This window comes from Mycolicibacterium mageritense (assembly GCF_010727475.1).
Classification (GTDB): Bacteria; Actinomycetota; Actinomycetes; order Mycobacteriales; family Mycobacteriaceae; genus Mycobacterium; species Mycobacterium mageritense.
On record NZ_AP022567.1, the window covers coordinates 3,441,837 to 3,461,924 of the forward strand.

The 20,088-nt window shown below is 69.2% G+C and carries 23 protein-coding genes; 13 read left to right on the top strand and 10 right to left on the bottom strand.

The features are described 5' to 3' along the window. The first annotated feature begins 24 nt into the window (after positions 1-24). Together cysS and rlmB are read left to right on the top strand one after the other, a co-directional pair. A complete protein-coding gene (gene cysS, locus G6N67_RS16470) occupies positions 25-1,422 on the top strand; it encodes a cysteine--tRNA ligase (protein ID WP_036432108.1) in 1,398 nt (465 codons plus the stop codon). After that, the gene (rlmB, locus tag G6N67_RS16475; protein WP_036432111.1) at positions 1,422-2,366 is read left to right on the top strand and encodes a 23S rRNA (guanosine(2251)-2'-O)-methyltransferase RlmB; all 945 of its coding nucleotides are present in this window, start codon (positions 1,422-1,424) and stop codon (positions 2,364-2,366) included. The genes cysS and rlmB overlap by 1 nt, the downstream gene beginning before the upstream one ends. Before the next feature lie 55 nt (positions 2,367-2,421). Here the strand turns inward: rlmB and G6N67_RS16480 are convergent, their stop codons facing one another. Both G6N67_RS16480 and G6N67_RS16485 read right to left on the bottom strand, forming a co-directional pair. Beyond that, the gene (locus G6N67_RS16480) at positions 2,422-3,957 is read right to left on the bottom strand and encodes a purple acid phosphatase family protein (RefSeq protein ID WP_036432114.1); all 1,536 of its coding nucleotides are present in this window, start codon (positions 3,955-3,957) and stop codon (positions 2,422-2,424) included. A gap of 56 nt (positions 3,958-4,013) precedes the next feature. After that, positions 4,014-5,249, bottom strand: coding sequence for an SLC13 family permease (locus G6N67_RS16485; RefSeq protein ID WP_036432116.1), 1,236 nt, complete (start codon positions 5,247-5,249; stop codon positions 4,014-4,016). Between the two features lie 101 nt (positions 5,250-5,350). Between G6N67_RS16485 and G6N67_RS16490 the strand changes: the two genes are divergently transcribed. Continuing rightward, positions 5,351-6,328: a glycerophosphodiester phosphodiesterase gene (locus tag G6N67_RS16490; protein WP_036432118.1), complete on the top strand. Its 978-nt coding sequence runs from the start codon at positions 5,351-5,353 to the stop codon at positions 6,326-6,328. Here G6N67_RS16490 and G6N67_RS16495 read toward each other — a convergent pair. From G6N67_RS16495 to mrf, 3 genes are read right to left on the bottom strand one after another with little or no spacing between them, the layout of a single operon-like run. Further along, positions 6,321-7,244, bottom strand: coding sequence for an MBL fold metallo-hydrolase (locus G6N67_RS16495; protein WP_036432121.1), 924 nt, complete (start codon positions 7,242-7,244; stop codon positions 6,321-6,323). The two genes, G6N67_RS16490 and G6N67_RS16495, sit on opposite strands and share 8 nt — an antisense overlap. Before the next feature lie 22 nt (positions 7,245-7,266). After that, a complete protein-coding gene (locus tag G6N67_RS16500; protein ID WP_036432123.1) occupies positions 7,267-7,515 on the bottom strand; it encodes a type B 50S ribosomal protein L31 in 249 nt (82 codons plus the stop codon). Continuing rightward, entirely contained in the window at positions 7,512-8,684 is a 1,173-nt protein-coding gene (gene mrf, locus G6N67_RS16505; protein WP_036435368.1) for a ribosome hibernation factor-recruiting GTPase MRF, read from the bottom strand. The genes G6N67_RS16500 and mrf overlap by 4 nt, the downstream gene beginning before the upstream one ends. A 72-nt stretch (positions 8,685-8,756) precedes the next feature. Here mrf and rpmB point away from each other — a divergent pair, with 72 nt between their 5' ends. From rpmB to rpsR, 4 genes are read left to right on the top strand one after another with little or no spacing between them, the layout of a single operon-like run. Further along, positions 8,757-8,993, top strand: coding sequence for a 50S ribosomal protein L28 (rpmB, locus tag G6N67_RS16510; RefSeq protein ID WP_036432126.1), 237 nt, complete (start codon positions 8,757-8,759; stop codon positions 8,991-8,993). After that, positions 8,993-9,157 carry a 50S ribosomal protein L33 gene (rpmG, locus tag G6N67_RS16515; RefSeq protein WP_036432128.1) on the top strand — a complete coding sequence of 55 codons (165 nt, stop codon included), beginning with the start codon at positions 8,993-8,995 and terminating at the stop codon, positions 9,155-9,157. The genes rpmB and rpmG overlap by 1 nt, the downstream gene beginning before the upstream one ends. Then, positions 9,157-9,462, top strand: a complete 306-nt coding sequence (gene rpsN / locus G6N67_RS16520) for a 30S ribosomal protein S14 (RefSeq protein ID WP_036432130.1) — start codon at positions 9,157-9,159, stop codon at positions 9,460-9,462. The genes rpmG and rpsN overlap by 1 nt, the downstream gene beginning before the upstream one ends. Continuing rightward, entirely contained in the window at positions 9,462-9,716 is a 255-nt protein-coding gene (rpsR, locus tag G6N67_RS16525; protein WP_036432132.1) for a 30S ribosomal protein S18, read from the top strand. Before rpsN ends, rpsR begins: the two co-directional genes overlap by 1 nt. 7 nt (positions 9,717-9,723) lie before the next feature. Here rpsR and G6N67_RS16530 read toward each other — a convergent pair whose 3' ends face one another. Together G6N67_RS16530 and G6N67_RS16535 are read right to left on the bottom strand one after the other, a co-directional pair. Further along, a complete protein-coding gene (locus G6N67_RS16530) occupies positions 9,724-10,428 on the bottom strand; it encodes a TIGR03943 family putative permease subunit (RefSeq protein ID WP_036432134.1) in 705 nt (234 codons plus the stop codon). Next, positions 10,425-11,423, bottom strand: coding sequence for a permease (locus tag G6N67_RS16535; RefSeq protein ID WP_036432136.1), 999 nt, complete (start codon positions 11,421-11,423; stop codon positions 10,425-10,427). Before G6N67_RS16535 ends, G6N67_RS16530 begins: the two co-directional genes overlap by 4 nt. A gap of 79 nt (positions 11,424-11,502) precedes the next feature. Here G6N67_RS16535 and G6N67_RS16540 point away from each other — a divergent pair, with 79 nt between their 5' ends. After that, positions 11,503-11,787 (top strand): DUF1490 family protein, encoded by a 285-nt coding sequence (locus G6N67_RS16540; RefSeq protein WP_036432138.1) that lies wholly within the window; start codon positions 11,503-11,505, stop codon positions 11,785-11,787. Positions 11,788-11,831: 44 nt separating this feature from the next. After that, complete coding sequence (locus G6N67_RS16545; RefSeq protein ID WP_051578907.1) at positions 11,832-13,931, top strand: heavy metal translocating P-type ATPase; 2,100 nt, start codon at positions 11,832-11,834, stop codon at positions 13,929-13,931. Here G6N67_RS16545 and G6N67_RS16550 read toward each other — a convergent pair. From G6N67_RS16550 to aztA, 3 genes are read right to left on the bottom strand one after another with little or no spacing between them, the layout of a single operon-like run. Next, a complete protein-coding gene (locus tag G6N67_RS16550) occupies positions 13,928-14,689 on the bottom strand; it encodes a LamB/YcsF family protein (protein WP_036432140.1) in 762 nt (253 codons plus the stop codon). The genes G6N67_RS16545 and G6N67_RS16550 overlap by 4 nt on opposite strands. After that, complete coding sequence (gene bluB / locus G6N67_RS16555) at positions 14,689-15,336, bottom strand: 5,6-dimethylbenzimidazole synthase (protein ID WP_036432143.1); 648 nt, start codon at positions 15,334-15,336, stop codon at positions 14,689-14,691. The genes G6N67_RS16550 and bluB overlap by 1 nt, the downstream gene beginning before the upstream one ends. Beyond that, entirely contained in the window at positions 15,269-16,012 is a 744-nt protein-coding gene (gene aztA / locus G6N67_RS16560) for a zinc ABC transporter ATP-binding protein AztA (RefSeq protein ID WP_230021541.1), read from the bottom strand. The genes bluB and aztA overlap by 68 nt, the downstream gene beginning before the upstream one ends. A 19-nt stretch (positions 16,013-16,031) precedes the next feature. Between aztA and aztB the strand changes: the two genes are divergently transcribed. Genes aztB through aztD form a run of 4 tightly spaced genes read left to right on the top strand, consistent with a single transcriptional unit; the run spans position 16,032 to position 20,079 of the window. Beyond that, positions 16,032-16,856, top strand: coding sequence for a zinc ABC transporter permease AztB (gene aztB / locus G6N67_RS16565; RefSeq protein WP_036432144.1), 825 nt, complete (start codon positions 16,032-16,034; stop codon positions 16,854-16,856). Beyond that, positions 16,853-17,998, top strand: coding sequence for a PQQ-binding-like beta-propeller repeat protein (locus G6N67_RS16570; RefSeq protein ID WP_036432146.1), 1,146 nt, complete (start codon positions 16,853-16,855; stop codon positions 17,996-17,998). The genes aztB and G6N67_RS16570 overlap by 4 nt, the downstream gene beginning before the upstream one ends. After that, on the top strand, positions 17,995-18,900 hold the full coding sequence (gene aztC / locus G6N67_RS16575) for a zinc ABC transporter substrate-binding protein AztC (protein WP_036432149.1): 906 nt from the start codon (positions 17,995-17,997) through the stop codon (positions 18,898-18,900). The genes G6N67_RS16570 and aztC overlap by 4 nt, the downstream gene beginning before the upstream one ends. A gap of 15 nt (positions 18,901-18,915) precedes the next feature. After that, positions 18,916-20,079, top strand: coding sequence for a zinc metallochaperone AztD (gene aztD, locus G6N67_RS16580; protein ID WP_036432152.1), 1,164 nt, complete (start codon positions 18,916-18,918; stop codon positions 20,077-20,079). Positions 20,080-20,088: the final 9 nt, after the last annotated feature.

The following is a 20,088-nucleotide window of genomic DNA, read 5'->3' on the forward strand; positions in this document are numbered from 1 at the left end:
CGCACGCGAGGAGCAAAAGTTGTGATGCGGCTTTACGACACCATGGCGGGTGCCGTACGTGATTTCGTGCCGCTGCAGCCCGGGCATGCCTCGATCTACCTGTGCGGCGCAACGGTCCAGGGGCTTCCGCATATCGGTCACGTCCGCAGCGGTGTCGCGTTCGACGTGCTGCGGCGGTGGCTGACGGCCAACGGCTACGACGTCGCGTTCATCCGCAACGTCACCGACATCGACGACAAGATCCTCAACAAGGCCGCCGACGCGGGCAGGCCGTGGTGGGAGTGGGCCGCCACCTACGAGCGGGCGTTCAGCGCCGCCTACGACGCGCTGGGGGTGCTGCCGCCGTCGGCCGAGCCGCGCGCCACCGGACACATCACCCAGATGGTCGAGCTCATCGACCGGCTCATCGACAAGGGCCACGCGTATGCCGCCGACGGCGACGTGTACTTCGACGTGTTGAGCCTGCCCGAATACGGCCAGCTGTCCGGGCACAAGATCGACGACGTGCACCAGGGTGAGGGCGCCGCCACCGGCAAGCGCGACCCGCGGGACTTCACGCTGTGGAAGGGCGCGAAACCTGGCGAGCCGTCGTGGCCGACGCCGTGGGGCCGGGGGCGTCCCGGCTGGCACACCGAATGCGTCGCGATGTGCGAGGCCTATCTCGGTGAGACTTTCGACATCCACGCGGGCGGCATGGATCTGGTCTTCCCGCACCACGAGAACGAGATCGCCCAGGCTCACGCCGCGGGAGACGGCTTCGCGCGGTACTGGCTGCACAACGGCTGGGTCACCATGGGCGGCGAGAAGATGAGCAAGTCGCTGGGCAACGTGCTGTCGATCCCGGCTGTGCTGCGACGGGTTCGCGCCGCCGAGCTCCGGTACTACCTGGGCAGCGCGCACTACCGGTCGATGCTGGAGTTCTCCGAGACGGCCCTGCAGGACGCGGTCAAGGCCTACAGCGGCATCGAGGACTTCCTGCACCGCGTGCGCAACCGGGTCGGTGCGGTCGAGATCGGGCAGTGGACGCCGAAGTTCGCCGCGGCTCTCGACGACGATCTCTCGGTGCCGATTGCGCTCGCCGAGGTGCACGCCGCGCGCGCCGAGGGCAACCGCGCGCTCGACGCGGGCGACCACGACGGAGCGATGGCGCAGGCGAGCGCCATCCGCGCGATGATGGACATCCTCGGGTGCGACCCGCTCAACGAGCGCTGGGAGTCGCGTGACGAGGCCTCGGCCGCGCTGGCGGCCGTCGATGTCCTGGTGCAGTGGGCACTCGCGAGCCGCGCCGAGGCGCGGGAGAATCGTGACTGGGCAGCCGCCGACGCCATCCGCGACCGGCTCAAGGAGGCCGGCATCGAGGTCACCGACACGGCCGACGGACCGCAGTGGGCGTTGCTCGACGGAGACGGAAAGCAGCAGTAATGGCAGGCAATTCGCAGCGCCGCGGCGCAGTCCGCAAGGCCGGGACCAAGAAGGGACCGACCGTCGGCTCGGGCGGCGTACGCAGGCGCGGGCTCGAAGGCCGTGGCGCCACCCCGCCGGCCCACATGCGGCCCAACCATCCGGCGGCCAAAAAGGCCAGGGCCGCCGCCAAGGCCCAGAAGCAGCGCGCGGGCCGCAAGACCGACGAGACCGAGTTGGTGCTCGGCCGCAACCCTGTGCTGGAGTGCTTGCGCGCCAAGGTTCCCGCCACCGCGCTGTACGTCGCGCTCGGCACCGAGGCCGACGAGCGGGTCACCGAATCCGTTCAGATCGCCGCGGACCGGGGCATCTCGATCCTCGAGGTGCCGCGCACCGATCTCGACCGCATGAGTTCGAACGCGCTGCACCAGGGCCTGGCCTTGCAGGTGCCGCCGTACGTGTATGCCCACCCCGACGATCTGCTCGCGGCGGCCAAGGCCGACGGCGCCCCGGCGCTGCTGGTGGCGCTCGACAACATCTCCGATCCGCGCAACCTCGGTGCGATCGTGCGGTCGACGGCCGCGTTCGGCGGGCACGGGGTGGTGATCCCGCAGCGCCGCTCGGCATCCGTGACCGCGGTGGCGTGGCGCACGAGTGCCGGCGCGGCGGCGCGGTTGCGGGTCGCGCGCGCGACGAACCTCAACCGGACGCTCAAGAGCTGGGCTGATGCGGGCCTGACGGTGGTGGGCCTCGATGCGGGCGGGGACACCGAACTCGACGAGCTCGACGCGACGGGGCCCATCGTGGTCGTGGTCGGCTCCGAGGGCAAGGGCCTGTCCCGCCTGGTGCGCGAGAACTGCGACGCCGTGGTTTCGATCCCCATGGCCGGGCCCACCGAATCGCTCAACGCGTCGGTGGCCGCGGGTGTGGTGCTCGCCGAGGTCGCCCGCCAGCGTCGCGGCTGATTCATTCTGCGGCCATGGCGCAGAAGTGCGAGTGCCGAGAGCCGTCGCGGCAGGATCAACTGGGCCGGCGCGGCTTGCGCAACGTGAAGCGGTCCACCGGAGTGGTCTGACCGAACGGCCCGTCGACTGCGAAATAGGTTGCCTCAATTGAGGTTTCACCGCCCGCCGAGCCCGGGTCGACGTCGAACATCACGAATCCGTAGGCGTGCTCCACGTCGCGGAACGCCGACCACGGTGCCGCTTCGGTGACGTAGCGTGGCGTGCGTTTGCGCAACGCCGGGTCGGGCGCGCCGACGCCGGTGAGCACCCGGCAGCGCGGTTCGGGGAAGAACATGCGGTTCGACGGGATCGAGGTACCCCCGCCGCCGATCACCAGATGCACTGTGCCGCGCCCGTCTTCGACGGGGATGGGGGTCAGCGTGTCGGTGGGCAGCACACCGCGGATCGGGTGTGAGCGTTCGTAGTGATGCTCGTGGCCGCACACCACGAGGTCGACGCCGTAGCGGTCGAACAGCGGCAGCCAGTTCTCCCGGATACCGAGGTCCGCGCCGTTGGTGCGGTCGGCGGTCGACACCGCGGTCTGGTGCATGCAGACCACGATCCAGTCGATGTCGGCGTCGGCGCTCGTGCGCTCCAATTCCTTTTCCAACCAACGCTTCTGAGCGCCGCCCGAGTAACCGTGCACGTATGAGTTGCCGCCGTCCTGATAGCACACGTCGTCGTTGTTGAGGCTGATCACCCGTACGGCGCCCGCGGTGAACGCGTACCACACGCCGCGCAGTTCGTCGTCTGCGCCGGAATCTGGCAACGCGAAGTAGGTCTGGTAGGCGCCGTAGCCGATCGGGCCGTTGCCCAGTTCGTTCTCGTGGTTGCCCGCCGCGGGCATCCAGGGACGGTGCCGCGCCGACCGCGAGTTGTTCTCGAACCAGTTCGACCAGGTTCGGACCCGGTCGCCGGACAGGTTGGCGTAGCACAGGTCGCCGTTGACCAGGTTGAACAGCGGCCGCACGTTCTCGACCGCGGTCGTGATGTCGCCCGCGGCGGGCGAACCCAGGCTGTCGCTGCCGAAGGCCTGGGCCACCATGGCGTCGAGCGTCGGTGTGGACTGGTCGCCAAAGCTGGTGAACCGCAGGTGGGCCCGCCCTCGCGGCGCCGTGCGTGCCGTGCCGAGCTCAGGACTCGCGCCGTCGTGCACCGCGGCGTAGACATACTCGGTGTCGGGCAGCAGGCCCGTGAGCCGGGCGTGGTGCACGCGGATCTCGGTGTTCGACTGGGCGTCGCGGTACGTCACCGTTTCGGCGGCGACGGTGTCACCGAAGCCGTCGCCGGGCGTGCCGAACATGACCCGCGGATTGCCGACGCCGACCACGGTGTGCCACGACACCACGACTTCCGACGACGCATCCGCGCCGTACTGCAGGTGCAGACCGCTGACGCGGGGCGCGCCGCTGCGGTCGTCACGCTGCCACAGCTCCGGTCCGGACGAGCGGAGCTGGCCGTCGGCCACCGCTCCCGCGCCGGCCCCGAGGATCGCGGTGGTGCCGCCCACGAGCAGCAGTGTTCGTCTACTCACCCCGGCGTTGTCGGTCACCCTGCCGTGCTACCGGGTCAATGCGAACGGTGTGGCACCGGCAAGTTAACGGTGTCCTAGCCGCCGAAGATTCGAAGGCCCACCCACAGCGCGACCACGCAGACGACCACGGTCAGCGGCGTCGTCACGAGCCCCACCCGGCTGAACTCGGTGAACCGCGCAGGCACGTCGTAGCGATGAACCACATTGCGCCACAGCAGGTTCGACAGTGAGCCGAGGTAGCTCAGGTTCGGCCCCACGTTGACCCCGATCAGCACGGCCAGCACCGCGCCGGGGCCGGACGCCGCCACCAGCGGCAGCAGCACCAGCACCGCGGGCAGATTGTTGACCAGGTTGGCCAGCACGGCGGCCACCGCCGCGAAACCCAGCAGCGCTGGCAGCGAGTCGCCGGCCGGAAGCAGCCCGCGCATGATGTCGCCCAGACCGTTGTGCACCACGGCATCCACGACGACGCCCAGGCACAGCACGAACGCCAGGAACGGCGCGTTGACCGCCCGCGCGATACCGGTCAGTGTGCTGCGCCGCTGGGCAAGGCTGCGCACGCCGAGCACGAGCGCACCGGCCAGCGCGGCCCAGGCGGGGGACACATCGAACACCGACGTGACGGCGAAACCCGCCAGCGTCAAACCCAGGACCACGAGCACGAACACCGGGATCTCGGGCGGCGGGGGAGTGACGTCGGCGGCCGGTCGGCTCAACTCACGGCGAAAGAGCAAACGCAGCAATACGAATTCGACCGCGATACCCGCGAGCCACGGCACCGCCATGATCGCGCTGAACTGGGTGAAGGACAGCCCGGCCACCGCGAAGGCCAGGAGATTCGTCAGGTTGGAAACCGGGAAGACCAGCGACGCGGTGTTCGCCAGGTGCGCGGTGGCGTACGCGTGCGGACGCGGCGTGATCGACAGCGTGCGGGCCGTCGCCAGCACCACCGGCGTGAGCAGCACGACCGTCGCGTCGAGGCTCAGCACCGCGGTCGTGGTGGCGCCGATCAGAAACACGCGAGTGAGCAGTCGGCGCGGATCGCCGCGGCTCGCGCGTGCCATCAGGGTGCCCGCGGCGTGGAACAGGCCTTCATCGTCACACAGGTGCGCAAGGACCAGCACAGCCGCGAGAAACCCGACCACCGGCAGCAGCCGGTTCACCTCGGCGAGGGCCTCGTCGGCCGAGATCACGTCGAACGCGATCAGCAGTCCGGCCGCGGGAACGGCCGCGACGGCCTCGGGCCAGCCTTCGGGCCGCGCGAGCGCGAACACCAACACGACAGCCAGCAGCACGACGGCCAAAATCAAGGCGTAGATCCTTTCGGCCGGTCGAACATTCGATGACTATTCGGGCGGTCGGCCCGTGCGGTCATGACCGTACCCGTGCCTGCTGGATAACGTGGTTCACCATGCGTCTGGCTGCTCCGATCATCCTGCTCTTCGCGCTGGCTGCGGCCTTCCAAGCGGTGCCGCCCGCTGCCGCGGCACCCACCGGATTCGACCTGCAGTCCCACCGCGGCGGCCGCGGCGAGACCACCGAGGAGTCGTTGCGGGCCTTCGCGAAGTCCCTCGAACTCGGGGTCAGCACGCTCGAGCTCGACATCGTGCTCACCAAGGACCGCCAACCTTTGGTGTGGCACGACCCACGGATCGACGAGGCCAAGTGCGCCGACACCGCGCCGGCGTTCCCGGGTGACCCGATGTATCCCTACGTCGGGAAACTCGTGCACGATCTCACCCTCGAACAGATCCGTACGCTGGACTGCGGCAAGTTGCTCAGCGGTTTTCCCGACGCTGAGGTGGTGCGCAACAACAAGATCGCCGTGCTGCCCGAGGTTTTCGAGCTGACCGACGCCTACGGCGCCGATGTGCGATACAACATCGAGACCAAGATCGAGGCCGACAAGCCCGAAACATCGGCTACGCCCGAGGAATTCGTCGATGTCATCCTGTCCGCGGTCCGGGCCGCGAACAAGGTCGACAAGGTGGACATCCAGAGTTTCGACTGGCGCACACTGCCGCTGGTGCGCCAGGCCGAGCCGTCGATCCCGCGGGTGGCGCTGTGGGACGACACCACCTGGATACCCGATTCCCCGTGGCTCGGCGGCGTCAACCCGGCCGTCGTGAGCGATCCGATCGCGGGTGCCAGGTCCGTGGGAGCCACAGTGCTCTCACCTCAGTATCAATTGGTGGACCGGGGATTCGTGGACCGGGCCCACGCGCTGGACCTCACGGTGACGCCGTGGACCGTCAACGATCCGGCCGCCATGCGGGCATTGATCGCCGACGGGGTCGACGGCCTGATCACCGATTACCCGACCCGGCTGCGGGCTGTGCTGGCGGAACTCGGCATGCCGTTGCCGCAGCCATACCGTCGCATCAGCTGACCCACGGATCGGACGGTTCCCACAGCGTCGGCAGGTGCAGGCACACGCCGTCACGCTCGGCCAGCCGGGTCAGCGTCCGCATCGACACATCGAGATCGTCACCGGCATACGGCAACGCGCGCAACGGCTTGTCCAGCGGCCGGAAGAAGTCGTCCCAATGGATGAGCACCACGCGGCGCGCGCCGACCGCACGGACCGTCTCGGCCCAGTAGCTCTCGAAGTACTCCTCGGACTGCAATCCGAGCTGCCCGACGCCGAGGTAAACCACGTCGGCCTGCTGACCCGCGAGCGCGCCCGGCACCGCCCCCGCACTGCCCACGATCAGCAGCCTGCTGTCGCTGTCGCGGTGGCGGAGGAACGTCGACCAGGCCTCGCCGCACTTGTAGGCCGAGGCCTTGACGGGTGGCACGACCGGCGCGGTGATCGTGCCGGGGAACCGGTCGGGCGGGCAGTGCTCGGACGAGAACAGGGTGACGTCGTAGCCGCCGAGACGTACCGGTTCACCTGGGGTTACGGTGACGACGCGGTCGGGCGCCAGCCCCTGCCCGGCACCGATCTGGGCGGCGGACGTTCCTCCGACCAGGCGTGCCCCGGTGTGCTCGGCCACCACGGCGGAGTCCATCGCGTGGTCGAAATGCGTGTGGACCGGCAGCACGGCGTCGAGCCGGTCGACGCCGAGCCGCGCCAGGCACCCGGCGATGCGGGGCGCCGACGGTGCCAGCTTGCGCAGGCCGACGCTCAGCAGGTTCGGTCGGGAGAAGAAGCCGTCGGTCATCACCGCCGACCTGCCGTCGTCGATCAGCAGGGTCGTGACGCCGGCCCACGTGACCCGTACCGCGGATTCGGGTGTGGCCGGCGGGGCGTCGAAGAACCGGTCGTAGTCGGCCAGGTCGGGCCTGCCGGGTTTGAGCCGCATGGCCCCCACCCTAGGACCGTGCCTATCCGTAGCGGCGCCGGAACTTCTCCACCTGGCCGGCCGAATCGATGTGGCGTGCCGACCCGGTCCAGAACGGGTGCGAATCGGAGCTCACATCGACCACGATCAGCGGGTAGGTCTCGACGCCGTCAGCGGTCGGCCAGTCGATCGTGCGACTGCTCGTCGCGGTCGACCGGGTGAGGAACCGGGTTCCGGTCGCGGCGTCCTGGAAGACCACCGGGTGGTAGTCGGGGTGGATACCGGGTTTCATGAGTTCTCTCCTTTGTGTCGGCCGGGGTTGGCGGTCTCGTCGGCGGGGTCTTCGCATGGCTCCTCGTGCCAGTCCCCGAACGGGTCGGGGTAGCGGCTCCAGTCCGCCCGCATCTCGCCGTCGGTGAGCAGCGCGCCGCGCAGTGCGTCGGTGATGTCGTCGGGATGCCCGCCGCAGACGAGCACGGTCAGCGATACGTGCCGGTCCCCGAACTGGTCGTCCCAACCGACGGCAGCCAGCGCCAGCCGCTGCGGGTCGGCATACGCGCGCTCGCTGGAATCCATTGCCGCCAGCCATCTTCCGGCATTACTGAACCGCAGCCCGCCGCCTGCCGATTCGATGAACATGACCTCGTCGGGCCGGTTGGCCAGCCAGGCCCGGCCCCGCGTGCGCACCACACCGTCGAGCAGCAGATCCAGCGCGGCGTGCAGGCGCACCGGGTGGAAGGGCCGCCGCGCGGTGAACTCGACGATCGCGACCTCGCCGTCGCGCTCCAGCGGCGGTTCGCCGGCCAGCAGCGGATCGTGCGGCGCGAACGCGCGGCCCCTGGGGCTGTCGGGCTCGAGGTGGGCCAGCGCCAACTCGACGCGATCGGGTCCGACCGTGATGCGGGCTCGTGGTGCGAGCCTGCGCAACACCGCCAGGGTCGTGGTCTTGGGTTCGGTGAGGACCAGCACGTCCGCGAACTCGGCTTGGCCGACCACGACCTGCGCCACGGTGCGTCCGTCGTCGAGTTCGTCGTCGCCGGTGGCCTGCTGAACCCACGACGCGGTGTCGATGCAGCTGACCACGCCGTCGATGCGGACATCGCGCGACGCGGGCCCGTCGATGTAACCGGGGCCGACGCAGACGCGGATGTTCTCGATGGCCCAGCACACCGGTTCCGGTTCGAGCCAGTCCATCAGCTGCACGACGATGCGCTGGACGTCGGTGCGCCGGTGCAGGCGGCGCAGCAGCACGAGCAGGTCGTCCCGCACGGTGCACGACACGCAGCCGTGCGCGAGCTCCAGCGGCCAGTCCGACGTTCCTGACGCCGTGCCGACCGTTCGCACCACGACCTGGCCGTCGAAGGTGTGCCGCACCAGCACCGTGCCCGGATTGCGGCTCAGCTCGCGGACGACGCCATCGGTATCGCCCTGGCCCGCGACCAGCACAACAGGGGTTCGCACCTCGCCTCCCATCGATTAGTGAAAACGATTATCATTATGATTAAGTCAGGTTACCTCAGACGAAGGAGACGCATGTCGGCCCACTGCCAAGTCACCGGGCGCAAGCCCGGGTTCGGCAACACCGTGTCGCATTCGCACCGGCGAAGTCGCAGACGCTGGAACCCGAACATCCAGACCAAGACCTACTACCTGCCCTCGGAGGACCGCCGGATCCGCCTGCGGGTCAGTGCCAAGGGCATCAAGGTGATCGACCGTGACGGCATCGAGGCCGTGGTCGCCAGGCTGCGTAGCAGCGGAGAGAAAATCTGATGGCGCGCACCGATATTCGGCCGATTGTCAAGCTGCGGTCCACGGCGGGAACCGGTTACACGTACGTCACCCGCAAGAACCGCCGCAACGACCCCGACCGGATCGTGCTGCGCAAGTACGACCCGGTGATCCGCAAGCACGTCGACTTCCGCGAGGAGCGCTGATGGCCAAGCGATCCAAGATCGTCAAGAACGAGCAGCGCCGCGAGTTGGTGGAGCGCTACGCCGAACGCCGTGCCGCGCTCAAGGAGACGATCCGCAACCCTGCGAGCTCGCGTGAGCAGCGGGCCGCGGCCGTCTCGGCGCTGCAACGCCTGCCGCGTGACTCCAGTCCGGTGCGGCTGCGCAACCGCGATGCGGTCGACGGCCGGCCCCGCGGGCACCTGCGCAAATTCGGCCTGTCCCGTGTGCGGGTACGCGAGCTGGCACATCGCGGTGAGCTGCCCGGCGTGCGGAAGTCGAGCTGGTGATGACGAAGAAGAATCCCAAGAAGCGGCCGCCCGCAACCGAACTCAAGAAGCCGCGGCGCAACCAGCTCGCCGCGCTCGGCGTCACCCGCGTCGACTACAAGGACGTGCAGTTGTTACGGACGTTCATCAGCGAGCGCGGCAAGATCCGGTCACGCCGGGTGACGGGTCTGACACCGCAACAGCAGCGCCAGGTCGCCGCCGCGATCAAGAACGCGCGGGAGATGGCACTGCTGCCGGTGGCAGGGCCCCGCTGAGCGGGTGTCAGTAGGCGTACGGACGCGCCGGAGGATCGGTGCGGGTCACGCGCGACACCGTCATGGTCGGGATGGTCCGGCCGCTCGAATCACCCTGCCCGGCAGGGACCGTGCCCTCCACCTTCAGCCAGGTGTTGTCGGGCAGACCGGACATCTCGGCGGTCGCGGGACCGGAAAGCCGGATCCGGGCGAGCTGGGCGTCGGCCGCGCAACAGATGATCACGACGCGCGCCAGGTCGGTGCGGTCGCCGTCACGCATGGTGAATCCCGTGACGGTGATGGTGCGGTTGTCGAGCGTGCCCGCGGTGTCCTGTGCGACCCGGATCAGCACGTCGGGCAGCGACACTTCGGGTGCGGCACCGTCGGGCAGCGGTGGGAACGGCCTGCGCAGCACATCGGTGGACACCTCGGTCACCGATGCCGCATCCGGTCGGATCGACGGCGGAACGACGAACGCCAGCAACGCAATCGGGATGATCAGCAGCCACGCGGTGCCGCTCCGGTGGTGATGGTCGGCATGGTCTTCTGCGCTGCCCCGGCGGATGTCGCGCACGATGGCCGCCAGCGCCAGCGCTATGAGCAGCACGGCCGTCGCGATCAGGTAGGGCAGCAGCGCCGGCTTGACGTAGCGCGTGTAGCTGCCGGTCAGCGCGATGAGCGCGGTGCTGACACCGATCAGCAACAGCATCGCGTTCTCGGTCTCGCGGCTCATCGCGGCCCCAGCAGGATGAGTCCCACGCCGGTCGCGGCCAGCGTGGCCACCACGAACGTCGCGGGTGCGAACCGAAGTGCGAACGCGCGCCCGAACATTCCGGCCTGCATGGCGAAGAGCTTGATGTCGACGGCAGGCCCGACGACCAGGAAAACCAGCCGGGGCAGCAGCGGCAGCATGGTGAGGCTTGCCGCGACGAACGCGTCGGCCTCCGAGCACAGTGCCAGCACCACCGCGAGCACCGCCATGGTCAGCACGCCCAGGATCAGTTGGCCCGCAAGGTGTTCGTACACCCAGGCCGGCACCAGGACATGCAGGGCCGCCGCGGCGACGGCGCCGACCACCAGGTAGGAGCACGCGGTCAGAAAGTCGTGGCGGGCGGCCTCGGTGAACACGGCCCAGCGGGAACCGGCGCCGTCATGCGGTTGCGGCAGCCGCCGGCTGATCCATTCACCGCGGCCGAACCGAGCCCACGCCGCACCCATGATGACCGCGGTGAGCAGCGACGCCGCGCAGCGAGCGGCCACCATCTCCGGATGGCCGGGAAACGCCACGGCCGTCGCGACCAGCACCACGGGGTTGATGGCGGGTGCGGCCAGCATGAAGGTCAGCGCGGCCGCACCCGCTGCGCCGTCGCCGAAAAGCCTGCGCGCCACCGGAACCGAGCCGCACTCACAGCCGGGCAGGGCGGCACCGCCGACGCCGGCGGCCAGGATGGCCACGCCGGTGCGCCGCGGCAGCCAGCGGGCCAGCCGCTGCGGTGTGACGAAAACCGCGATCAGCCCACTGATCACCACGCCGAGCGCCAGGAACGGCAGCGCCTGGACGAAGACGCCGCAGAACACCGTGGCGGCCGTCGCGACGTCCGGGGTGTGGATCACGAAATCTCGCAGCGGACTGCCGGCGAGGGCCAGTGCCACGACCCCGAGCACCAGCACCTGCATCGAGGTCGGCCGCCATCGCGTAATCGCCGGTGTCACCGCCACGGCGGCCATGATGCCAGGCCTGGTTGTGAATCGGCCGGTGCCACCGCCTGCAAATGACAATCATTTTCTCGCGGGCTACGCTGGGCCGATGGTGTGGCATGGGGTGCTGGCGAAGGCGGCGACGACAGTGGTGACCGGTGCGGTCGGGGTCGCGGCGTATGAGGGTCTGCGCAAGGTGGCCGCGAAAGTCCCGGTTCGGGAAGCTGCGGTCACCACGACCAGCTGGGCATTGCGTGGCGCGCGCAAAGCCGAGGTGGGCGCGGAGGCCGCGCGGCTCAAAGTGGCCGACGTGATGGCCGAGGCGCGCGAGCGCATCGGTGAGGAAGTGCCGCCGCCCGCGGTGGCCGACTCCGGCCACCCGCACGATCACTGAGCGTCGTGACAGCCCTGGAGGTGGTGTCCGACGCTGCCGGGCGCATGCGGCTGCATGCGCCGTGGCTGCGGGGCGACGCAGTTCGCGCGGTCGCGATCGAGGACGCCGTGGATCAGGTCGCCGGTGTTCGTGCCGTGCACGCGTACCCGCGGACCGCATCGGTGGTGGTGTGGTACTCCCCGAAACGCTGTGACCGCGATGCGGTGCGCACGGCCATAACGCAGGCCGCAGACATCGCGCGAAGTCTGGTCCCGGTCCGCACACCCCGTTCGGCCGACATTCACAACGCCGAGATCGTCCGGATGGCGATCGGTGCAGTCGCGTTGGCGCTGTTGGGAATTCGCCGTTACGTGTTCGCGAGACCGGCCTTGCTGGGGCCGACGAGCCGCACTTTCGCGACCGGGGCGACGATCGTCACGGGCTATCCGTTCCTGCGTGGTGCGCTGCGAACCCTCACCGGCAACCGCACCGCGGGCACCGACGTGCTGGTGTCGGCGGCCACGGTGGCCAGCCTGGTGTTGCGCGAGAACGTGGTGGCGCTGACCGTGCTGTGGCTGCTCAACATCGGTGAGTACCTGCAGGATCTGACGTTGCGACGCACCCGCCGGGCGATCGCGAACCTGCTCCAGGGCACCCAGGACACCGTGTGGTTGCAATTGCCCGACGGAACCGAGGTCGAGGTCGCCGTCGACGGTGTCCGGATCGGCGACCGGGTCGTGGTGCACGAACAGGTCGCGCTCGCGGTCGACGGCGTGGTCAGCGACGGTGAAGCGATCGTCGACCAGTCGGCGATCACCGGTGAGAACCTGCCCGTGGCGGTGGTGCCGGGCAGCAAGGTCTACGCGGGTTCGGTCGTCGTGCGTGGCCGGTTGGTCGTCACGGCCGAGGCGGTGGGGCGGCACACCACGATCGGCAGGATCGTCAGCCGGGTCGAGGAGGCGCAACAGCACCGCGCACCCATTCAGACCGTCGGAGAGAACTTTTCGCGACGCTTCGTGCCTGCCTCGTTCCTGTTGTCGGCGGTCACGCTGGTGGCGACCGGGGATGTCCGCCGCGCCATGACCATGCTGCTGGTCGCCTGCCCGTGCGCCGTCGGGTTGGCGACTCCCACGGCCATCAGCGCCGCGATCGGCAACGGTGCGCGGCGCGGCATCCTGATCAAGGGTGGCTCGCACCTGGAGCAAGCCGGCCGCGTCGACGCGGTCGTCTTCGACAAGACCGGCACGCTCACCCTCGGCCGGCCGATCGTCACCAATGTCGTTTCCTTCCATAAGGATTGGGAGCCCGCGCAAGTGCTGGCCTACGCGGCCAGCTCGGAGATCCACGCGCGCCATCCGCTCGCCGAGGCGGTGATCCGGTCCACGCAGGAACGGCACATCGAGATACCCCCGCACGAGGAATGCGAGGTTCTCGTCGGGTTGGGCATGCGGACGCGGGCTGACGGTCGCACGCTGTTGCTTGGCAGTCCCTCGCTGCTGCAGCAGGAAAATGTCCGGGTCACCAAACGGGCCGATGAATGGGTCGACAAACTCCGCAGACGCGCCGAGACCCCGCTGTTGCTGGCGGTCGACAAGAAGCTCGTCGGCCTGATCAGCCTGCGGGACGAGGTCAGGCCCGAGGCAGTTGAGGTGCTCAAGGCACTGAGCGCCAACGGGGTTCGGCGCGTGGTGATGCTCACCGGTGACCATCCCGACGCCGCGGCGGCCGTCGCCGAAGAACTCGGCATCGCCGAATGGCGCGCCGAGGTCATGCCCGAGGACAAGCTCGCGGTGGTCCGGGATCTGCAGGCCGACGGGCACACGGTCGCGGTGGTCGGGGACGGCGTGAACGACGCGCCCGCGCTGGCGGCCGCCGACATCGGCATCGCGATGGGCCTGGGCGGCACCGACGTCGCGGTCGAGACCGCCGATGTCGCGCTCGCCAGTGACGATCTGCGGCGGCTGCTCGACGTGCGGGCCCTTGGCGGGCGCGCGGTCGACGTGATCCAGCAGAACTATGCGATGTCCATCGCGGTCAACGCGATAGGGCTCGCGGTGGGCGCGGGCGGTGCGCTGTCTCCCGTGCTTGCGGCCGTGCTGCACAACGCATCGTCGGTCGCGGTGGTCGCCAACAGCGCGCGGCTGATCCGCTACGAGCTCGACTAGCTGAACGCAGAGAGATCGATCCCCTCTGCGAGCAGACGCTCCCGAACCGTGGTGGCGATCTGTACCGCTCCGGGTGAATCACCGTGCACGCAGATCGATTCCACCGTGATCGGGATGGTGCTGCCGTCGACCGCGGTCACCCGACCCGACGTCACCATCGTCGCGACCCGGTCGGCGATCGCCGACGGATCGTGCAGCACCGCGCCCGGTTCGCGCCGGGACACCAGGGTGCCGTCGGGGCGGTAGGCCCGGTCGGCGAATGCCTCGGGCACTGTGCGCAGCCCGAGGCGTTGCGCCTCGCTGAAGAACGCGGAGCCGGCCAGCCCCAGCACCGGTAGGCGGGCATCGACGGCATGCACGGCGGCCGCGACGGCTCGGGCCTGCTCGGTGTGGGTGACGATCGCGTTGTACAGCGCGCCATGGGGTTTGACGTAGCTCACCGAAGTGCCTGCCGCCCGGGCGATGGCCTGCAGCGCACCGATCTGGTAGATGATCTCGGCCGTCAGTTCGTCGGGCGCGACGTCGATGAACCGTCTGCCGAAGCCCGGCAGATCCCGGTAGCTGACCTGTGCGCCGACGCGTACTCCCCGGTCCGCCGCGACGCGGCACGTGTCGAGCAGTAACGCAGGATCCCCGGCGTGGAAGCCGCAGGCCACATTGGCGCTCGTGACGACACCTAGCATGGCCTCGTCGTCGCCGAGCTGCCACACCGAAAAGCTCTCGCCCAGGTCGGCGTTGAGATCCACGGTGGCCGGCATCAGTCCGGCCAGCCGTTCTCGGACACGAATTCGGGCAGCGGCCGCGCGGCGGTCCAGTGCTCGATCTCCAGCACTGGCCGGTCCGGAAACTCCGGAACCGGCCCGAGGCACAGGATGGCCACCGGTTCGGCGCCTTCCGGCATGTTCAGCAGCTGGGCCAGCGGCAGTGGCTCGAATATCGAAACCCAGCCCATGCCAAGGCCTTCCGCGCGTGCGGCCAACCACATGTTCTGGATCGCACACGATACCGACGCCAGGTCCATGTGTGGCAGGGTCCGGCGTCCGAACACGTGGCGCTCACGGCCGTCGCCCAGTGCGACCACGAACAGCTCGGCACAGTCGAGGATGCCTTCGACCTTGAGCGCCAGGAACTCGTCGCCGCGCGAGCCGAGGGCGTCGGCGGTGTGGCTGCGTTCCTCGTCGACGAGCGCGTGGATCTTGGCGCGGAGGGCGTCGGAGGTGATGTGGATGAAGCGCCACGGTTGCATGAGGCCGACGCTGGGCGCGGCGTGTGCGGCGTGGAGCAGACGCGCGACGACGTCGTCGGGAACGGAGCTGCCCGGGACGAATCTGCGCATGTCACGACGTTCGGCGATGGCCCGGTAGACGGCCTGCCGTTCGGGCTGGCTGAACGCATGGTGAGGCACATGACGAGCCTATCGCCGTCGATTCTCCGGCCAGGTCGGCCAGGTTGCAGTGGTGGTCGAAGCGGGTGTGGGCGTCGGCATCGTGGGTCGCGGCCACGATCGTGGTTCCCGCGGCCGCGAGACGGCGCAGCTGCCGGTACACGGTTTCCGCGCTGTCCGCGTCGAGCCCGGCGGTGGGCTCGTCGAGCAGCAGGATCGGGGCCTGTTGGGCGAAGGCCTGCGCCAGCAGCGTGCGTTGCCGTTGGCCGCCGGACAGATCTGCGAGGCGACGCCTGCGGAGTCCGTCGAGGCCGAGTTCGGTGATCCAGTAGTCGACGATGTCGCGATCGCTGCGCGCCGGGCGGCGGAGCAGCCCGAGGCGGCGCCAACGGCCCATGGCCACCGCTTCGCCGACCGTGATGGGAAACGTCTGTTCGACCTGGTCGCGTTGCACGGCCAGGGCGATGTTGTCGACGCCGTCGACGTCGACCGTGCCGTGTTGTGGTCGGAGCAATCCCGCGATCAGTCCCAGCAGGGTGGACTTGCCGCAGCCGTTGGGGCCGGTGACCGCCGTGCCGGCCGACCCGGCGAACTCGATGGTCAGATCGGTGAAGACCTGACTTCGGTGGTAGCCGAACGTGATTCGGTTCAGCCGGATCGCGGGCACGGACGACTCCTTGTTGAAAATGATTGTCATTGATGATAAGAGTCTAGCTGTGAATTGGCTGGGTGCCCCGTTCGGGTCGGAGGTCGTGGTCCGCGGGGCCGTCGCGGGGTCGGTCGTGGCACTGATGTGCGCGATCGTCGGCACGTGGGTCGTGTTGCGGGGTTCGGTCTTTCTCGGCGACGCGATGTCGCACGGCATGCTGCCGGGCGTCGCCGCGGCGTCGGCTCTCGGTGGCAACCTGCTCGTCGGTGCGCTGATCGCCGCGCTCGCGATGGCTTACGGCGTTGCGGCGCTCAGCCGGTCGGTGCGGTTCTCGTCCGACACCAGCATCGGTCTGCTGCTGGTCGGCATGCTCGCGGTCGGCGTCATCGTGGTGTCCCATTCGAGCAGTTACGCGGTCGATCTCACGGCGTTCCTGTTCGGTGATGTGCTCGGTGTGCGGTCCGGTGACATCGCGGTGCTCGCGGCGGCGCTCGCGGTCATCGCCGCGGTGGCGTTCGCGGGCCGACGGGCCTTCGTGGCGGCCACGTTCGACATTCGGAAAGCGGCCACGTTGGGGCTCAATCCGCGCGCGGCGGGTATCGCGCTGACCGTGCTGATCGCCGTCGCGATCGTCGCGTCCTTCCATGTGGTCGGCACGCTGCTGGTCTTGGGTCTGTTGGTGGCGCCGCCCGCGGCAGCCACGCTGTGGGCCCACTCGATCGGGCGCATCATGGCGCTGGCTGCCGCCCTCGGCGTGGCATCGGTGTGGATCGGGCTGCTCGTGTCGTGGCATGCCGCCACCGCGGGAGGCGCGACCATCGCGGCCGTGGCGGTTGCGCTGTTCTTCTGCTCCGCGGTGGCCTCCGTGGCGGTTCGGCGGGTCGCCGCATGAGGATCGTCGTCGGATTCGTGTGCGCCGTAGTACTTTTGGCCGGCTGCTCGGCCGACGAGAAGCCGGCCACCCCCACCACATCGGCGGCCGGCGACGACACCGGCATCGACGCGCAGGAGAGCTCCGAGCCGGTGACCCGGTTGGTGCTCGTCGAACCCGAGACCGGCGCAACTGTGGTCTTCGACGCCGGTGAGGAGACCGAGACGCGGCTGGGCGAACTCGGGCCGACGCACGGCGTCAGCGGTGACGGACGCTTCGCCTATCTCCGCGGCGATGATGCGCTCGCCGTCGTCGACGCGGGATCGTGGACCTTCGACCACGGTGACCACTCGCACTACTACGTCGAACCTCCCGCGGTCGCAGGGCGGGTCGACGGCCGGTTCGCTGCCGCGCACGGCCAACGCGACCTTGCCACGGCGCAGCGCGAGGACGGCACCGTTGCGGTACTGGATCGAAAAGCGCTGGGGGAACACCAAATCAAGCCGTTCGATCGGTTCGGTGAACTGCGTGACATCGCGGCGGCGGCACCGCTCGGCGAGGGCGTGGTCGTGGTGACCCGCGACGGTGCCGTCACCGAGATCGGTACTTCGCAGAACCTGGGCCGGTGCCCCGGAGTGACAGGTGTTTCCACGGTCGGGCGCGACGTGGTGTTCGGTTGTGCAGACGGCGCCGTGCGGATCGTCAGACGGGCGGGCGCCCTCACTGCTGAACCCATGCCCCTCCCAGGCGAACCGCCGTATCCCGGTGCCCTCGTATACCGGTACGGCAGTACGACTTTGACGGGCGTCGCCGAAGACACGGTCTGGGTGCTCGACGGCCGTCGCGGCTCCTGGAAGAGGGTGGCCGTACCGGACGTGGTCGCGGCGAACTCCGTATCGGCCGATACGGTGCTGGCCCTCACGGCCGATGGTCAATTGCGGGCCTTCGCCACGAACGACGGCAGGCAGACCGCCGCGGTGCCGCTCCTGCGCGGTCCGATACGGACCGGCCGGCCGGTCGTAGAGGTCGACGCCGACCGTGCATACGTCAACGATGCGCAAGGCCGCGCGGTCTACGAGATCGATTACCGGGACGGCCTGCGGGTGGCCCGCACGTTCAAGACCTCCATCGCCCCCGGCTTCATGGTGGAGACCGGGCGGTGACCCGCCGGTCGACATGGGCCCTGCTGTGCCTGGCGCTGCTGCTCGCCGCGTGCGGCGGTCCGGGCACCGCAGGCGGGCGACAGCAAATCGCCGTCACCACAACCATTCTCGGGGACGTCGTATCAGAGGTCGTCGGCGACACCGCGGACGTGCACGTGATGATGAAACCCAACGCCGATCCGCACTCCTACGCCCTTTCGGCCGCGGAAGCCGCGCGGATGGCCGAGGCCGACCTCGTGATCTACAACGGGCTGGGGCTCGAAGAGTCCATGCAACGCAATGTGGACGCGGCAGCCGGCGACGGTGTCCCCACCTTGCCGGTCGGCGACCACGTCGACCCGTTGCGGTTCTCCGAGGACGAGCACGGCGGGCCCGACCCTCATTTCTGGACCGACCCACAACGCATGGTCCGTGCGGTCGACGCGATCGCGGATCGCATCGCGCGGCTCCCCGGCATCGACGGGGCCAGGGTCGCGGCCAACGCGGCGAGCTACCAGGACCGCCTGAACAGCCTGTCGGAGACCATGACCGACCGGTTCGCCGCGATCCCCGCCGAGCGGCGCAAGCTCGTCACCAATCATCACGTGCTCGGCTATTTGGCCGACCGGTTCGGTTTCACGGTGATCGGTGCGGTGATCCCGAGCGGTACGACCCTGGCCTCGCCCAGCGCCTCCGACCTGGAATCGCTGGCCGGTGCGATCCGGGAAGCCGGGGTTGGAGCCATCTTCGTCGACTCGTCGCAACCCGACCGGCTGGCCCGGGTACTCGCCGAGCATTCCGGCGTTCAGGTCAACGTCGTGACGCTCTACAGCGAGTCGCTCAGCGAACCCGGAACAGAGGCCGACAGCTATCTGGGGATGATGCGCGCCAACACCGAAACCATTGCGAACAACCTCATCTGACAAGGAGACCGATACATGGCCAAACCCCTGCCACTGACCGCTGCGCTGGGCGCGTTCGCATTGGCATCGACGCTCGCGGGGTGCGCCGGTGACAACGGCCAAGCGCGCCAGGAGCCTATAGCCGAACCGCTGGTGGCCACCTATGACGGCGGGTTGTACGTGCTCGACGGTGAGACGCTCGAGGTCAAGGCCGACATCCCGCTCGACGGGTTCCTGCGGGTCAACCCGGCCGGCGACGATGCGCACGTGCTGGTGACGACCAACGACGGGTTCAGGGTGCTCGATGCGTCGGCGGGTGAACTCACCGAAACCACGTTCACGGCAGCCGAGCCCGGTCACGTGGTCCCGCACGGCGAGCGCACCGCGTTGTTCGCCGACGGATCCGGTGAGGTCACGGTGTTCGACCCGCACGACTTGGCCGGCGGTAAGCCCCAGGTCACGACGATGTCGTCACCCAAGCCACATCACGGAGTCGCGATCGTCCTGGCAGACGGCAGCTGGCTGCGCAGCGAGGGCGACCCCGACGAGCGGTCCGGTGCCGTGGCCTTCGACTCCGGCCAGGCCGAGATCGCCCGCAGCTCCGAATGCCCCGGCATTCACGGCGAGACTGTCACCGACGGCGAGACCGTGGTGTTCGGCTGCGAGAACGGCGCTTTGGTCTACGCCGACCGTGCCTTCACCAAGATCGCCGCCCCGGATCCGTACGGTCGCATCGGCACGGTGAAAGGCCACCCCGAATCGCCTGTGGCCCTGGGCGATTACAAGGTCGATCCCGATGCCGAGCTGGAACGGCCGAACCGATTCTCCCTGATCGACACCGCGGCCGATCAGCTGCGTCTCGTGACGTTGCCGCCGTCGGTCAGCTACTCCTTCCGTTCGCTTGCGCGCGGCCCGCACGCCGAGGCATTGATCCTGGGCACCGACGGTCAGTTGCACGTCGTCGACCCGGCGACCGGCGACACCGCCAAAACCATTGCGGTGACGCAGGCCTGGACCGAGCCGGACGACTGGCAGCAGCCGCGGCCCAGCGTTTTCACCCGCGGCCACGACGTCTACGTCGCAGACCCCGCCACGCGGGAACTGCACATCGTGGATGTGGAATCCGGCTCGGTGACCAAGTCGGTGACTCTCGACCACGCGCCGAACGAACTCAGCGGCGTGGTCGGCCACGAGCACTGAATCGGCAAC

Excerpts from the sequence above, each read along its gene's own strand:
- G6N67_RS16530 (WP_036432134.1), bottom strand. The coding sequence starts at position 10,428 with ATGAGCCGCGAGACCGAGAACGCGATGCTGTTGCTGATCGGTGTCAGC.
- G6N67_RS16570 (WP_036432146.1), top strand. The coding sequence starts at position 16,853 with ATGAGGATCGTCGTCGGATTCGTGTGCGCCGTAGTACTTTTGGCCGGC.
- rpsN (WP_036432130.1), top strand. The coding sequence starts at position 9,157 with ATGGCCAAGCGATCCAAGATCGTCAAGAACGAGCAGCGCCGCGAGTTG.
- G6N67_RS16500 (WP_036432123.1), bottom strand. The coding sequence starts at position 7,515 with ATGAAACCCGGTATCCACCCCGACTACCACCCGGTGGTCTTCCAGGAC.
- G6N67_RS16495 (WP_036432121.1), bottom strand. The coding sequence starts at position 7,244 with ATGCGGCTCAAACCCGGCAGGCCCGACCTGGCCGACTACGACCGGTTC.
- aztD (WP_036432152.1), top strand. The coding sequence starts at position 18,916 with ATGGCCAAACCCCTGCCACTGACCGCTGCGCTGGGCGCGTTCGCATTG.
- G6N67_RS16545 (WP_051578907.1), top strand. The coding sequence starts at position 11,832 with ATGCGGCTGCATGCGCCGTGGCTGCGGGGCGACGCAGTTCGCGCGGTC.
- G6N67_RS16490 (WP_036432118.1), top strand. The coding sequence starts at position 5,351 with ATGCGTCTGGCTGCTCCGATCATCCTGCTCTTCGCGCTGGCTGCGGCC.
- rlmB (WP_036432111.1), top strand. The coding sequence starts at position 1,422 with ATGGCAGGCAATTCGCAGCGCCGCGGCGCAGTCCGCAAGGCCGGGACC.
- cysS (WP_036432108.1), top strand. The coding sequence starts at position 25 with ATGCGGCTTTACGACACCATGGCGGGTGCCGTACGTGATTTCGTGCCG.
- aztA (WP_230021541.1), bottom strand. The coding sequence starts at position 16,012 with ATGACAATCATTTTCAACAAGGAGTCGTCCGTGCCCGCGATCCGGCTG.
- rpmB (WP_036432126.1), top strand. The coding sequence starts at position 8,757 with ATGTCGGCCCACTGCCAAGTCACCGGGCGCAAGCCCGGGTTCGGCAAC.
- G6N67_RS16540 (WP_036432138.1), top strand. The coding sequence starts at position 11,503 with ATGGTGTGGCATGGGGTGCTGGCGAAGGCGGCGACGACAGTGGTGACC.
- G6N67_RS16550 (WP_036432140.1), bottom strand. The coding sequence starts at position 14,689 with ATGCCGGCCACCGTGGATCTCAACGCCGACCTGGGCGAGAGCTTTTCG.
- G6N67_RS16535 (WP_036432136.1), bottom strand. The coding sequence starts at position 11,423 with ATGGCCGCCGTGGCGGTGACACCGGCGATTACGCGATGGCGGCCGACC.
- rpsR (WP_036432132.1), top strand. The coding sequence starts at position 9,462 with ATGACGAAGAAGAATCCCAAGAAGCGGCCGCCCGCAACCGAACTCAAG.
- rpmG (WP_036432128.1), top strand. The coding sequence starts at position 8,993 with ATGGCGCGCACCGATATTCGGCCGATTGTCAAGCTGCGGTCCACGGCG.